We start from the raw sequence: 13,967 nt of genomic DNA on the forward strand, positions 1-13,967 counted from the left end.
CACTCTCCGTAATAGGCGCACCAAAAGAGCGGTTTTGCCACACAGAGCCCACCGAGTAGTGTTCCCGGAGTATTGCGGAGCAACTCCCGCTAGGGTCTCCGGAAGGTCTCAACACACCTAAGAGGACATCGTGGGGCGACACCGGACAGACGAGCTCGACGGCGGCTACCGAGCCCAGGAACCACCCTCCCGCAGGCGGTCGGTCAGCGGGCGTGGCAGGGTGCTCGTACCGCTGGCCGGGGCCGTCGCGCTGGCCGTGCTCCTCGGTGTCGCGGCGTTCGTGATCTTCAACCGGGAGCACGACTGCTCGGCCGGCAAGCTGCCGCTGCGCGTCGTGGCCACCCCCGACATCCACCCCGCGCTCAACAAGATCGCCGCCAACTACACCAAGGCCCTGCACTCGATCGACAGCAAGTGCGTCGAGGTCACCGTGACCAGGGAGGCGGCGGCCAAGACCGCGAACGGGCTGGCCGCCGGCAAGTCCGCCGCGGACGTGTGGGTGGCCGACTCCAGCCTGCTGGTGGGCAACCTCCGCAACTCCCCCGCGGGCTCGGCGCTGCCGCAGCCGGCCGGCTCGATCGCCGTGTCGCCCGTCGTGCTGGCCGCGGCCAAGTCCGCCGCGGCGAAGCTGTCCGCCAGCCTCACGCCGAGCTGGGCGGGCATGATCGCGGCGGCCAACGTGGTCAACCCCGACGGTCCCGGCCGGAAGGTCCGGGTGCTGGCGCTCGACCCGCAGAAGAACTCCGCCGGGCTGGCCGCGCTGCTGGCCGCCGCCACCTCCGCCAAGGAGGCCGGGCAGAACAAGGCGCTGGTCGGCGCGCTGAAGGAGATCTCCGGCCAGCTCGCCTCCGACCCAGCGGCGCTGCTGGCCAGCCTGACGGTGAAGTCGGGCAGCAAGGTGCCGGTCGGCGTCGCCTCCGAGCAGGCCGTCTACGCCCACAACGCCAAGAAGCCCGAGGCCCCGGTGGTCGCCCTCTATCCCAAGGAGGGCACGCTCAGCCTCGACTACCCGATCACGATCGTCACCAAGGACCCGGCGATCCAGAAGGCGGCCGCGGACTTCAGGCAGGACCTCGGCACGGACGCGGCCAAGAAGATCCTGCGCGACGCCGGCTTCCGCAGCCCCGACGGCAAGGCGGGCGAGGCGCTGACGAAGGAGAAGGGGTTCGTCCCCGACAAGCCGGAGGCGCTGCCCAGGCCCGACGCCAAGAGCGTGGCCTCGATGGTGCAGACCTGGTCGCGGCTGAACCTCGGCACCCGGCTGCTCACTCTGCTCGACGTCTCCGGCACGATGGCGCTGCCCGTCCCCGGCACGAACATGACCCGCATGCAGGCCATCAACAAGATCGCCATGGAGGGCCTGGGGCTGTTCCCGGCCGACTCCGAGCTGGGCCTGTGGACGTTCTCCACCCACATGGACGGACAGGGCAAGGACTGGCAGGAACTCGTCTCCGTCGGCCCGCTCGCCGAGTCCACCAACGGCGTGCTGCGCAAGCAGGCATTGGTCCGGCAGTTCGGGCAGATCCAGGCCAAGGCCACCGGCGACACCGGCCTGAACGACACCATCAAGGCCGCCTACGCCGAGCTGACGAAGACGTACCAGGAAGACAAGATCAACACGCTGCTGATCCTCACGGACGGCGCGGGCAACGACGACCCCGACGGCGGCGTCTCGAACGCCCAGATCCTGCAGTACCTCAAGAAAACCTACAACCCGAAGCGGCCGATCAGCATCCTGCTCATCGCCTTCGGGCCGGAGGCCGAGGCGGGCCGCAAGCAGATGGACGCGCTGGCCGGCACGACCGGCGGCGAGGCCTACATCGCCAAGGACGTGCTCCAGGTCCGCGACTTCTTCCTCCAGGGCATGGAACGCCGTCTCTGCGCCCCCGACTGCGACGGCTGAGCCACTCCTGTCACACGGATCACCAGCTCATGCCGGTTCGGCATGACCGCGGCCGCGCCGGTCAACCTGGCCGATCGAGGCGGCGTCCTCTCCCGCGTGGGGGCCTGAGCGCCCGTTCCACCCGCGGGGAGGGGAATCCGTGCCTGGATGGCCGACGGTCGGCCGCGCCGACGATCAGGAGCTGGTCGCCGCTCTGCGGCGGGCCGACACCGACGCCCCCGCCGCCCTGTACGACTCCTACGGCGAACGGCTCTACGACTACGCCCTCACGCTGATCGGCGACCGGGACTCGGCCGGCGACGCCGTGCACGACGCCCTGGTGACCGCGCAGGGCTGCGTGGACCGGCTGAAGGAGGCCGGCCGCCTGCGCGCCTGGGTGTACGCGCTGACCAGGTTTCAGGTCCGGGCCAGGATGGCGCATCGCGGCACGCCCGCCGGGGGCCTGCCGCAGGCGCCTGGGGAGCCCGACTCCGAGCTGGCCGGGCTGGTCCGCGAGGCGCTGGGCGAGCTGAGCGGGAACGAGCGCGAGATCGTCCTGCTGTCGCTGCGGCACGGCCTGACGCCGGTCGAGGTCGCCTCGGTGCTGGGGCTGACCTCCCGCCAGGCCGCCACCCGGCTGGGCCGGGCCCGCGACCAGTTGGAGAACGCGGCCGCGGCGGTCGTCCTGGCGAAGACGGGCCGCGCACACTGCCCGGACCTGTCGGCGATGGTGGACTCCTGGGAGGGGCCGCTCACGCCGTTGCTGCGGCGGCGGCTGTCGGGGCACATCGCCGGGTGCGAGGTGTGCACCGAGGGCAAGCACCGCCAGGTGTCGGCCTCGCGCCTGCTCGACCTGGTGCCGGTCGAGTTCCCGCCGCTCTCGCTGCGCCACCGGGTGGTGGACACCTGCGTCGACCCCGGGCGCGACCAGACCAGGACGCTGATCACCGACCGCGGCGACAACTTCGACCGGACCGGCTTCCCGGTGGCCGCCGAACGGCGCTCGCGCCGCCGCCGTCCGCGCCGTCTCGGGCCGGTGGTGCTGGCCGGGGCGTGCGTGCTGGCCGCGACCGGGGCGGTGGTCGTGCTGAACGGCGGCGACGCCGCGCGGACCGCGCTCACCCGGACGCCCACGCCTGCCGTCTCCCCCTCCGCCGAGCTCACGCCGGCGCCGGAGGAGGACGTGACGCCCGAGCCCACGCCGAGCGCCGACGCGCCGGAGACGTCCCCGTCCGCCACGCCGACGGTCCGGCGGCCCGCCCGGCGGCCCAGCGGCGGGCCGGCCGCGCCCACGGTGAGCCGCCGCCGGCCCGCGCCGGTCGCCCGGCTCGGCACGACGTGTCCCGCTTCGATCGCGGGCGCCGCCAAGATCGGGCTGCGCGCCCGCAACGCCGCGGTCTCCTGGGTGGCGACCGCGTCACAGGGCCTCGACGTCTTCCCCGCCAGCGGTTCGGTCAAGGCGGGCGGCTCGGTGTCGATCTGGGTGACCGTCGTGGACCCGAGCGCCGGCGGCCGCGGCCGCGTCTCGTTCACCTCGAACGGCGGCGCCGCCAGTTGCTCGCTCGCCTGGAACGCCGACCGCGCCCCCGAGACCGATCCCCCTTCCGATCCGCCCACGCCCACCGCCGACCCGTCCGAGACGCCGAGCGAAGGGCCGAGCTCGAATGTGGACGCGGCACCACAAGGGTGACGAACACTTCCCCAGGGAGAGCGGACATAACGGGATAAACAGGACCCTGGCTCGAACATCATAGGCCACATAGGGCATTCTGGTTAGCTTGGGGAACACGCCCGGAAACCCGGAGTCACCACGTCATGTGGCGGACGTCACAGGAGAAACTTCGCCATGCCGGTGAACCTCAACGGCTCACCAAGCGTCGGCATTGACGTGCCCGGACCAGGATTGGTCCCATGAAAATCGATCAACCATGTCTTGACCGGAAAGAGCAGGAGAGAAACAGGAGATGCTCAAGCACCGCAGAGCGCTGGCATGGCTGCTGGCGCTCGCCTGCATAGCGGGGGCCGTGGTCGCGCTGTTCGACCTCGACACCCCGCTGCGCCCGTTCTTGATCTCCCTGTTCCTCATGGTGGTGCCGGGGGCGGCGGTGGTGGGGCTGTTGCGCGATCGTGACCCCCTTGCCGCACTATCAGTAGGAGCCGCGGCCAGCCTCGTCCTGAACGTGCTCCTCGCCGAAGCCATGCTGCTGTTCAACGCATGGTCGCCCAGAGCCGGCGTGGCGACGGTCGCCGTGCTCGGCGGGTTCATGTACGTGCTTCGCGTGTTGTACCGGGGGAAGAACATGCAGACCGAACAGGGGGCCAGGGCAAGGTGAACATCCAGGTAGTGCGCCCGAGAGACCTCGGAGACGCCGAACGCGCCCGATGGCGGGAGCTGCAGAAGGCCGATCCGAGTCTGGACAACCCGTTCCTCTCCGTCGAGTTCGCCGTGGCGATGGACCGCTTGCGTGACTACGTGAGGGTGGCGGTCATCTCCGACGGCAACCGCATCGCCGGGTTCTTCCCGTACGAACGGCACAGCTTCGGCATCGGCAAGCCGCTCGGCGGCTTCCTGACCACCTGCCACGGCCTGATCGCGCTCCCCGACCTGCGGCTCGACGCCAAGCAGCTGCTGCGCGCCTGCAAGCTCAGCGTGTTCGACTTCGACCACCTGGTCGCCGGCCAGCCGACGTTCGCCCCGTACGAGGCCGACGTGCGCCCGGCCCCCGTGATGGATTTCACCTCCGGCTTCGACTCGTGGCTGGAGCAGGTCAAGGCCAACTCCCCCAAGAACCTCAAGACCGTCCGCTACAAGGAGCGCAAGTTCGGCCGGGAGCAGGGCGGGCTGCGCTTCGAGTGGAACGCCACCGACCCCGAGGTCCTGCGCACGCTCCTGGCCTGGAAGTCCGACCAGTACCGGCGCACCGGCCGGGTCGACCGGTTCGCCCAGCCCTGGATCGTCGAACTCATCGACATGATGCATGCCGAGAAGTCATCGGACTTCTCCGGCATCCTCACCATGCTTTATGCCGGGGACGTGCCTGTTGCCGGGCATTTCGGTCTCCGTACCGCCACAACGCTTGTAGGGTGGTTCCCCGCCTACGACACCGAGTACGCCCGCTACTCGCCCGGCATCGTCCACCATCTGCAGATGGCCGAGGCCGCCGCGAACGACGGGATGCACATGGTTGACATGGGCAAGGGCGGCAAGGAGTACAAAGACTGGCTCAAGAGCGGGGTCCTGTACGTCGCCGAGGGCCGCATCTCACGACCGTCCGCGACAGCGGCCGTCCACTGGATGGGCCGAACTCCTTTCAACAAAGCTCGAACAATCGTGTTGGATCGACCGTCTCTTTATAAGGCGGCCGACCGCGTCCTCAAGGGTTTTGGTCGGGTGCGCACCTCGATGCAGCAGCAGCAGGAGTCACCCAATGTAGTCAAGGAACCAACGGGAGCCGGCTGAACGCTCCCGGCATCACCCCCCGGCACCAGCACACACCCTCACTCCACAGGACCCAACAATGCACCGCTCGTCGGCTCCGTCATTCCCGCAGCACCCGGGGATGACTCCGTGCGGTGAGCAGGGCCGGGTCCCGGAAGGATATCCCTCGTCATGAGTCCCGAGATCACCAAGCACAACGGCAAGGTTCAGAAGTCCCCCTTGCGTTCCATGCCGCCCCCTTCGAGTTTCACGCCCGTCACCCCTCACCTGGCCATTTCCCCGACGGTGAGCGTGGTCGTGCCGGCGATGAACGAGGCGGAGAACCTGCCGCACGTCTTCGCGACGATCCCCCAGTGGGTCGACGAGATCGTGCTCGTCGACGGCAACTCCGTCGACGACACGGTCGAGGTCGCCAGGCGCCTGCGGCCCAACGTGAAGATCGTCACGCAGACCGGCAAGGGCAAGGGCGACGCCCTGGCCGCCGGCTTCGCCGCGTGCACCAGCGACATCATCGTCATGATCGACGCCGACGGCTCGACGGACGGCCGCGAGATCATCTCGTTCGTGGGCGCCCTCGTGACCGGGGCCGACTTCGTCAAGGGCTCGCGTTACGCCGCCGGGGGCGGCAGCGACGACCTGACGCTCAACCGGCGCCTGGGCAACAAGGTCCTGACCGGCATCGTCAACGTGATGTACAAGACGAACTACACCGACCTGTGCTACGGCTACAACGCGTTCTGGGCGCGTCACCTCGACGTGCTCGACCTCGACTGCGACGGCTTCGAGGTCGAGACCCTGATGAACGTGCGGGCGGCCAAGGCCGGGCTGAAGGTGCACGAGGTGCCCAGCCACGAGCGCAACCGCATTCACGGCGAGAGCAACCTGCGTGCCGTACGAGATGGCTTCCGTGTGCTCAAGACGATCCTGAAGGAGTGGCGCCGCCAGCCCTCCGCCCCTCAGCCTGAGCCCACCGCCACTCCCGCCGCTGACCGAGGCGTCGCGTAAGAGGAACCGTTGTGAACACGTCTGTTGTCATCTGCGTCTACACAGAAGAGCGCTGGGAGGACATCAGGCAGGCAGTCGAGTCGGTCGAGAACCAGAGCCGCCCGGCACACGAGCTGATCCTGGTGGTCGACCACAATCCGGACCTGCACCTGAAGCTCAAGCGCGCCTATCCACAGGCCATTGTGGTGGAGAACACGCACGAGCAGGGGCTGTCCGGCGGCAAGAACACCGGCGTGGCCACGGCCACCGGTGAGATCGTCGCGTTTCTCGACGACGACGCGGTCGCCGACGCGGGGTGGCTGGAGGCTTTGGAGGAGGGCTTCCAGGAATCCGGTGTGGTGGGCGTGGGCGGGCGTACCGACCCCTTGTGGGCGTCGAAGCGCCGGCCCCGCTGGTTCCCGTACGAGTTCGACTGGACGGTCGGGTGCACGTACCGCGGCATGCCCGCGGTACGCGCGCCGATCCGCAACGTCATGGGCGGCAACGCCGCCTTCCTGCGCGAGGTCGTCGCCGAGGTCGGCGGCTTCCACAGCGGCATCGGCCGCAGCGTGCAGGGCCGCAAGTCGCGCCCGCTGGGCTGCGAGGAGACCGAGTTCTGCATCAGGCTGAGCCAGCGCAAGCCGGGCTCGGTCATGCTGTTCGAGCCCCGCGCGGTCATCGGGCACAAGGTGTCCAGGCAGCGCGAGGGCTTCGCCTACTTCAGGTCCAGGTGCTACGCGGAGGGCCTGTCGAAGGCCCTGGTCACGCGGGAGGTCGGCACCCAGGACGGCCTGGCCAGCGAGCGTGCCCACGCCATGAAGACGCTGCCGCTCGGCGCGCTGCGCGGCGTGGGCGACGCCCTGCGCGGCGATCCGTCCGGGCTCGGCAGGGCCGCCGCGATCGTCGTCGGCCTGGCCTGGACGACCTGGGGTTACGTGGTTGGCACGGCACGGCTGAAGGTGGCACGCTCATGATCCGCATTCCGATCCTGATGTACCACTCGGTCAGCGACAGCCCCAACGACGAGACGCGGCCGCACGCCGTGCGGCCGTCCGACCTGGCCGAGCAGCTCGCCTACCTGTCGGAGAGCGGGTTCACCCCGCTCACGCTGGGCGACCTGGTGGCCGCGCTGAACAAGATCGACGGCCGTACGGTGCCGGCGAAGCCGATCGTGCTGACCTTCGACGACGGCTACGCCGACTTCCACAGCCAGGCGCTGCCCCTGCTCGACCGCTACAACTTCCCGGCCACGGTCTTCCTGACCAGCGGCTGGGTGGCCGACGCGGGCAAGGACGCCGCGGGCCGTCCGCTCGACGACATGCTGTCGTGGGGCCAGGCCCGCGAGGCCGCCCAGAACGGCATCGAGATCGGCGGCCACAGCCACAGCCACCCGCAGCTCGACCAGCTCCGCACCGACGACCTGCGGCAGGAGCTGCGCAGGAACAAGGGGCTGCTGGAGGAGAAGATCGGCGCGCCGGTCGCCACCATGGCCTACCCCTACGGCTACTCCAGCGCCCGGGTCCGCCAGGAGGTGCGCAAGGCCGGCTACTTCGCCGCCTGCGCCGTGAGCAACACCATCGCGGCCGACCGCCACGACATGCTGGCCATCCCCCGGCTGACGGTCGGCAAGCCGACGACCATCAGCATGTTCAAGCGCGCCGTCGAAGGCAACGCCGTGCCTCTCATCTACCTGCGCGAACGCATCCTCACCAAGGGGTACGCGGTCGTCCGGCGGACGAGGTACGGGCTGCAGCGGGTGCGCGGAAATGTCTAGCCTGCGGGAAAAGCTCCTGCGCGACCTCAGCAATCCGCTCTTCCGCCAGGGTTACGCCCTGATGGCCAACACGGTCGTCACGGGCACCCTCGGCATGGGCTACTGGCTGCTGGCGGCGCACTTCTACACCCCCGAGGAGTTCGGGCGCGGCCAGGCGGTGATCACCGCGATGCGGCTGTTCGCGTCGCTGACCGCGCTCGGCTTCGTGGGCGCGCTGGCCCGCTTCCTGCCGGTGGCCGGTCGGCGCACGCCCGAGCTCATCCTGCGCGGCTACGGCCTGGCCGCCGCCACGGGCGGGGTCGCGGCGCTCGGCTTCCTGCTGACGTTGCCGCTGTGGGGGAAGACGTACTCGGTGCTGGCCGGGTTCGGGCCGGGGTTGTTCTTCCTGGCCTCGGTGCTGGTGTGGGCCGTCTTCACACTCCAGGACGTCGTGCTCACCGGGTTGCGCAAGGCCACCTGGGTGCCGGTCAACAACCTGGTGTTCGGCCTGGTCAAGATGGGCCTGCTGGTCGCGCTGGCCGGCGCGCTGCCCGACGGCGGGATCTTCGTCTCGTGGATGATCCCCACCGCGCTCGCGCTGATCCCGGTCAACTGGCTGATCTTCGGCTTCGTCGTGCCCCGGCACGTCAAGAGCCTCGGCACCGCCCACGAGCCGCCCGGCCTGCGGCAGATCGGCCGATTCCTGGCCGGTGACTTCCCCGGCACCCTGTCGATCCTGGCGATCGTCTACCTGGTGCCCGTGGTGGTGGCGACCAAGGTGGGCGAGGCCACGTTCGGGCGCTTCTCGATGGCCCACACGCTGGCCAGCATGATCGAGCTGCTGGCCATGAACATGGCGGTGTCGCTGACGGTCGAGGGTTCCTTCGATCGTTCCAAACTGGCTCTGAACTGCCGGCGGGCGCTGCGGCGCGGCTTCATGATCGTGACGCCGATCATCGCGGTGGCCATCATCGGGGCGCCGCTGATCCTGACCGTCTTCGGCGCCGAGTTCGCCGACGAGGGGTCCACGCTGCTGCGGCTGATGGCGCTGGCCGTGCTGCCGCGGGTGCTGATCGAGGTGTACCTGAGCGCGTTGCGGGCACAGAGCCACGCGCGCACGCTGGCGCTCGTGCAGATCGGGCTGGCGGTGCTGGTGCTGGTGTCCACGGTGGCCCTCTTCCCGCACTTCGGGGTGAACGCGGTGGGTTACGGGCTGCTCTTCAGCGAGCTGCTGGTGGCACTTCTGATCTTCGGAAATCTACGCAAAATACTCAATTTTGGTGAAACTGGGCAGCCGACTGTCACTCAGGGGTCGTCCGGGGCCGCATGATGGTCAACGTGAGGCAACGGGACGGCGATGGCATGACTAAGGGGAAGACCGGCTCCTCCGACGTTCGCAAGGACGCCGGGGAGGAGACAGAGACGCCCTTCGATCCGGAGGCCACGGGGGTGATCCCGCGGCTGACGTTCGACGACGGGCAAGGAGGCGCTCCGGCGTCCCCACCGGCGTCGGACGAGGAGGCGCCGGCGGCGTCCGGCTCCCCGGCGGAGGTGAACGCCGAGACGACGACGGCCTTCCGCGTCCCCGCACCCCTGCACATCGGCCACCCGCCCACGGCTGACGAGCCCGCTTCCGGGCCTTCGCAGGCGTTCGCGGAGCGCGACGGCGAGGCCCGGCCCAAGACGGTGGGGCCCAACGCGTTCACCGCCAGGGCGCCCCACGCCCCGGCGGCCGAGCCGTCCGGCCCTGAGGGGGCGTCCGGTCCCGAGGGGGCGTCCGGTCCCGAGGGGGCGTCCGGTCCCGAAGGGGCGTCCGGTCCCGAAGGGGTGTCCGGGGAGGGCGCGGCTGCGGAGTCGAAGGGCTCGCCGGCCGCCGGGACCATGCCGATGCCTGTGGCGCGGCCTCCCCAGGCTCCGCCCGCCGAGGCCGCCGAGGGCGGCTCCCCCACCCCTGCCGCCGGCTCCTCGAAGAGCTCCGCGGCACCCGCACGTCCGGTCAGTGGCCCGAAGGGCTCCGGATCGGGCGCGACGGAGGGGGCTCGTTCCGGGGCGTCCTCCGACGCGGGTGGCGCCTCGCCGAACGGGGAGGCGGGCGCCGGTCGTACCGGGGTCGCCGACGCGGGGAGCGCGGGCGCATCCGGCACGGACGCGTCCGGCCCCGAGGGGGCCGGCGCCGCCGATGACGGCGAGGGTGATGGTGACGGCAGGACCGTCGCCTTCAGGGCGCCTGCTTCCCGGACGGCCGGTGCCGGTGCCGTTGCGGCGTCCGGCGCCGGGGCTCCGGTCGTCGAGCGGGCTCCGGCCGTCGAGCGGGCGCCGGTCGTCGAGCGGGCTCCGGCGGCTTCCGGCGACGGGCAGGGCGTGGGCGGCCCGCGGGGCGGCGAAGGCGCGCCCGTGGCCGCGGGACAGCAGGGCCGGGCCGCCGGAGGGCGGCTCGCGGCGCTGATCGCCGGCGCGCCCAAGTGGTTGCCGGTCGTCCTCGTGCTCGAGGGCCTGCTCATGTACATCCTCGCCCTGCGCGTGCCCCCGGGGCCGCTGCGGGGTGTGGACCCGGACAACATCAACGGCCTGGGCCTGATCTCGGCGCTGCCGGCGACGGCGTTCATCGCCATCCTGATCATGATCGTGTCGTTCTTCGTCACGGTCGCCCAGAGCACCGACCGCAAGTTCCTGCTGCTGTTCCAGATCGCCGCCATCACGTTCGCCCTGCACGGCGCGGGCGCCCTGGTGGCCACCGAGCCGCGTTTTCCCACGGCGTACATCCACGCCGGTTTCGTGGAGTTCATCTCCAGGACGGGCGAGACGGCGATCAGCATCGACGCCCGCATGGGCTGGCCGGGCTTCTTCGCGTTGTTCGCGTTCGTCACCAAGGCCGCCGGCATCACCGACATGACGACGATCCTGCAGTGGACGCCGCTCCTGTCGAACCTGCTCTACCTTCTCCCGTTCGTCCTGATCCTGCGCCAGGTGGTGGCGACGACGCGGGCCCGCTGGTTCGCGGCGCTGCTGTTCATCCTCGTGCAGTGGATCGGACAGGACTACTTCTCGCCGCAGGGGTTCACCTTCGCCCTGTATCTGGCGTTCGTGGCGATCCTGTTGCGCTGGTTCGGATGGGTGGAGCCGCGTACCAAGCCGATCCCGCCCAAGGGGCTGCGCAAGCTGCTGGGCAGGCTCGACGCGATGACGCCCGGCGAGATCGTGAACACCGGCACGTACCGGGCCGACAAGCTGCTGATGTTGCTGATGTTGCTGGCGTTGTTCTTCGCGTCGGTGGCCTCGCACCAGATCACGCCGTTCATGATGATGGGCGTGGTGACGGCCTTCCTGATCTTCAAGCGGACCTCGCTGACGTGGGCGCTGCCGTTCTTCCTCGGTCTCGTGACGCTGGCGTGGATCAGCTACATGACGGTCGGGTTCTGGGCGGGCCAGATCGACGCGATCTTCGGCGGCCTGGGCAAGATCCTGCAGAACATCGGCAGCGCCACCTCCGACCGCGTCGAGGGCAGCGACCCGGCGCACGCGCTGGTGTTGCAGGCGCGGCTCGGCATCCTCGGGGTCATCCTCTCGCTGGCGGCGGCCGGGCTGTTCCGGCGGCTGCGCCGCGGGGTGTTCGACCGGTCCGCGCTGATCCTGCTGTGCGTGCCGGTGCTGGCGCTGGGGTTGCAGAGCTACGGCGGCGAGATCGGCCTGCGCATCTACATGTTCGCGCTGCCGGGCTCCTGCCTGCTGGCCGCCTACGCGTTCTTCCCGAACCTGCCGGCCGACAGCGCGGACGTGCGCGAGGAGACCGTGCCGCTGCGCAGGCGGAACGTGCGCTTCAACCCCGAGCTGACCAGGAAGATCTCGGTCGTGCTCGCCGCCTGCTTCGCGGTGCTGTTCGCCTTCGCGTTCCTGCTGGCCCGGTACGGCAACGAGAAGTTCGAACGGGTCACCACCGGCGAGGTCGCCGCCCTGCACTACGTCTACGACCACGACAAGCCGAGCGCCAAGGTGCTCTACCTGGTGCCCAAGGAGGGGCCGGAGGTCACGCCGACCCTGCCGTGGGGCGAGCGGGACGTCGAGCTGGTCAACTTCGGCGTGCAGGCGCTGGTGCACAAGGACCCGACGCAGATCGCCGACGCGGTGGCCAAGCTGAAGGAGCAGCCGCGCAACTCGTACCTGATGGTGAGCCGCGGGCAGGTCAGCTACCTGCAGCTCAACGAGGGCTTCCCGGAGGACTGGGGGCAGCGGTTCCGGGCCGCCCTCGACGCCTCGCCCGACCTGAAGAAGGTCTTCTCCAACGACGACGCCGCGCTCTACACCTGGAAGAAGTTCGTGAAGGGCACGGAGATCCCCGATCCCAACCCCTACAAGGGCCGCGGCGACCCCACCTCGCCCTGGACGCCCGTCGGCATCGGGGCGCTGGTCGTGACGTGGGTGGCGCTGTTCGGCTACGAGGTCATCGGGCTGAACGGGCCGAACCGGGCACGACGGGCGCGCAGAGGGCTGATGTTCCTGGCCATCCCGTCGTTCTTGATCTCTATAGCAGTGATCGTGGAGAGATTTATCCACATCGCACTAAATAACTGAATTCACAGGAAACGCTAAGGTTTTGCGGGATGATGTAGGCCTGATGAGGACACAGGAGACACTTCCCGCCATGCCCGATGCACGACTCGCGGCTGCGAGGATCACTTCTGTGGACGCCCTGCGCGGCTTCTCGCTGCTGGGCATCCTCGTCGTCAACATCGCCTTCCTGGCCTCCGGTTTCCGGATGGCCGGGATGGCGGAGCCCGGCTTCGACTCCTCCCTCGACTGGGTCGTGCGCTGGACCGTGACGCTGTTCATGGAGAACAAGTTCTACCTGCTGTTCTCCTTCCTGTTCGGCTACAGCTTCACGCTCCAGCTCGACTCGGCCGTCCGGCAGGGGCGGGCGTTCGTGCCGATGTTCCTGCGCCGCCTGGGCGGGCTGCTGCTGATCGGCCTGGCCCACGCGGTGCTGCTGTTCCCCGGCGACATCCTGACCACGTACGCGTTCGTCGGGATCGCGCTGCTGGTGCTGCGCAGGATCGGCCCCAAGACCGCGATCGTGCTGGCCGGGCTGCTGACCCTGATGCTCGCGTTCGGGTTCCTGATGCTGGCCCTGCTGGCGATGGTCGGCCTGGACGCGTCCGGCACGGTCGCCGAGGGCACCGCCGAGGCCGCCAGGTCCGACACCGCACTCGGCGGGGTGTTCTGGCAGATCATCTCCGAGCACATGCGCAAGCTGTCGCTGATCGTCCTGCTGCGGGTGCTGTTCCAGGGGCCGGCGGTGCTGGCCGCGTGCCTGATCGGGCTGGCGGTCGGCAAGCTGGGCGTGCTGCGGAACCTGTCGGCGCACAAGGTGGCGCTGCGCAGGTTGCAGTGGACCGGGTTCACGGTCGGGCTGGCCGGCGCCTTCGTCTACACGCAGTCGGCCTGGAACGGCACGGTGAACAAGTTCCTGGGCGAGGCCATCGACCTGGTGACCGCGCCGCTGCTGGCCGCCGCGTACGCGGCCACGTTCCTGCGGGTGCTGCCGTACCTGCCGCGGGTGGGCCGGGCCCTGGCCGCCCCCGGGCGGATGGCCCTGTCGAACTACCTGGGCCAGTCGCTGATCTGTTCGCTGATCTTCACCGGTTACGGCCTGGCCCTGGTGGACCGGGTCAGCCCCGCCGTCGAGGTGCTGATCGCGCTGGCCATCTTCACCGTCCAGGTGCTCTACAGCCACTGGTGGCTCAAGGGACACCGGTACGGGCCGGTGGAGTGGGTGCTGCGCTACCTGACGTACTGGCGCAGGCCCACGGGCCAGCGGCACAAGGTTCCCGATTCCGCGCAGGCCGTCTGAAATCGTCTGTCCAAATGTCCCTTGGGCGAGGTACGCTCTCATGTGTAAGGAAAATCTTTCACGT

At 69.7% G+C, this 13,967-nt stretch carries 10 protein-coding genes; all 10 read left to right on the forward strand.

The genetic code is table 11. The features are described from left to right. The first annotated feature begins 130 nt into the window (after positions 1 to 130). The 10 genes from AB0J71_RS03135 to AB0J71_RS03180 all read left to right on the forward strand — a co-directional run bounded on the left by AB0J71_RS03135 (position 131) and on the right by AB0J71_RS03180 (position 13,903). On the forward strand, positions 131 to 1,903 hold the full coding sequence (locus tag AB0J71_RS03135; protein ID WP_364412402.1) for a substrate-binding domain-containing protein: 1,773 nt from the start codon (positions 131 to 133) through the stop codon (positions 1,901 to 1,903). 139 nt (positions 1,904 to 2,042) lie between these two features. After that, the gene (locus AB0J71_RS03140) at positions 2,043 to 3,572 is read left to right on the forward strand and encodes a sigma factor-like helix-turn-helix DNA-binding protein (protein ID WP_364412405.1); all 1,530 of its coding nucleotides are present in this window, start codon (positions 2,043 to 2,045) and stop codon (positions 3,570 to 3,572) included. A 274-nt stretch (positions 3,573 to 3,846) separates the two neighbouring features. Continuing rightward, the gene (locus tag AB0J71_RS03145; RefSeq protein ID WP_352327059.1) at positions 3,847 to 4,215 is read left to right on the forward strand and encodes a hypothetical protein; all 369 of its coding nucleotides are present in this window, start codon (positions 3,847 to 3,849) and stop codon (positions 4,213 to 4,215) included. 11 nt (positions 4,216 to 4,226) lie between these two features. Further along, a complete protein-coding gene (locus tag AB0J71_RS03150; RefSeq protein WP_352327060.1) occupies positions 4,227 to 5,342 on the forward strand; it encodes a GNAT family N-acetyltransferase in 1,116 nt (371 codons plus the stop codon). A 150-nt stretch (positions 5,343 to 5,492) separates the two neighbouring features. Beyond that, complete coding sequence (locus AB0J71_RS03155) at positions 5,493 to 6,326, forward strand: glycosyltransferase family 2 protein (RefSeq protein ID WP_352327061.1); 834 nt, start codon at positions 5,493 to 5,495, stop codon at positions 6,324 to 6,326. A gap of 11 nt (positions 6,327 to 6,337) precedes the next feature. Continuing rightward, on the forward strand, positions 6,338 to 7,279 hold the full coding sequence (locus AB0J71_RS03160; RefSeq protein WP_358288006.1) for a glycosyltransferase family 2 protein: 942 nt from the start codon (positions 6,338 to 6,340) through the stop codon (positions 7,277 to 7,279). Further along, the gene (locus AB0J71_RS03165) at positions 7,276 to 8,079 is read left to right on the forward strand and encodes a polysaccharide deacetylase family protein (RefSeq protein ID WP_352327063.1); all 804 of its coding nucleotides are present in this window, start codon (positions 7,276 to 7,278) and stop codon (positions 8,077 to 8,079) included. Before AB0J71_RS03160 ends, AB0J71_RS03165 begins: the two co-directional genes overlap by 4 nt. Next, the gene (locus AB0J71_RS03170; protein WP_352327064.1) at positions 8,072 to 9,388 is read left to right on the forward strand and encodes a hypothetical protein; all 1,317 of its coding nucleotides are present in this window, start codon (positions 8,072 to 8,074) and stop codon (positions 9,386 to 9,388) included. Before AB0J71_RS03165 ends, AB0J71_RS03170 begins: the two co-directional genes overlap by 8 nt. Before the next feature lie 32 nt (positions 9,389 to 9,420). After that, positions 9,421 to 12,627, forward strand: coding sequence for a hypothetical protein (locus AB0J71_RS03175; RefSeq protein WP_364412408.1), 3,207 nt, complete (start codon positions 9,421 to 9,423; stop codon positions 12,625 to 12,627). 70 nt (positions 12,628 to 12,697) lie between these two features. Beyond that, a complete protein-coding gene (locus AB0J71_RS03180; protein WP_364412411.1) occupies positions 12,698 to 13,903 on the forward strand; it encodes a DUF418 domain-containing protein in 1,206 nt (401 codons plus the stop codon). Positions 13,904 to 13,967: the final 64 nt, after the last annotated feature.

It is taken from the genome of Nonomuraea sp. NPDC049637, assembly GCF_040675235.1.
GTDB lineage: Bacteria > Actinomycetota > Actinomycetes > Streptosporangiales > Streptosporangiaceae > Nonomuraea.

Bases quoted from the DNA above. Each gene is read 5' to 3' on its own strand.
- AB0J71_RS03170 (WP_352327064.1), top strand. From the start codon at position 8,072: ATGTCTAGCCTGCGGGAAAAGCTCCTGCGCGACCTCAGCAATCCGCTC.
- AB0J71_RS03180 (WP_364412411.1), top strand. From the start codon at position 12,698: ATGCCCGATGCACGACTCGCGGCTGCGAGGATCACTTCTGTGGACGCC.
- AB0J71_RS03175 (WP_364412408.1), top strand. From the start codon at position 9,421: ATGACTAAGGGGAAGACCGGCTCCTCCGACGTTCGCAAGGACGCCGGG.
- AB0J71_RS03145 (WP_352327059.1), top strand. From the start codon at position 3,847: ATGCTCAAGCACCGCAGAGCGCTGGCATGGCTGCTGGCGCTCGCCTGC.
- AB0J71_RS03155 (WP_352327061.1), top strand. From the start codon at position 5,493: ATGAGTCCCGAGATCACCAAGCACAACGGCAAGGTTCAGAAGTCCCCC.
- AB0J71_RS03165 (WP_352327063.1), top strand. From the start codon at position 7,276: ATGATCCGCATTCCGATCCTGATGTACCACTCGGTCAGCGACAGCCCC.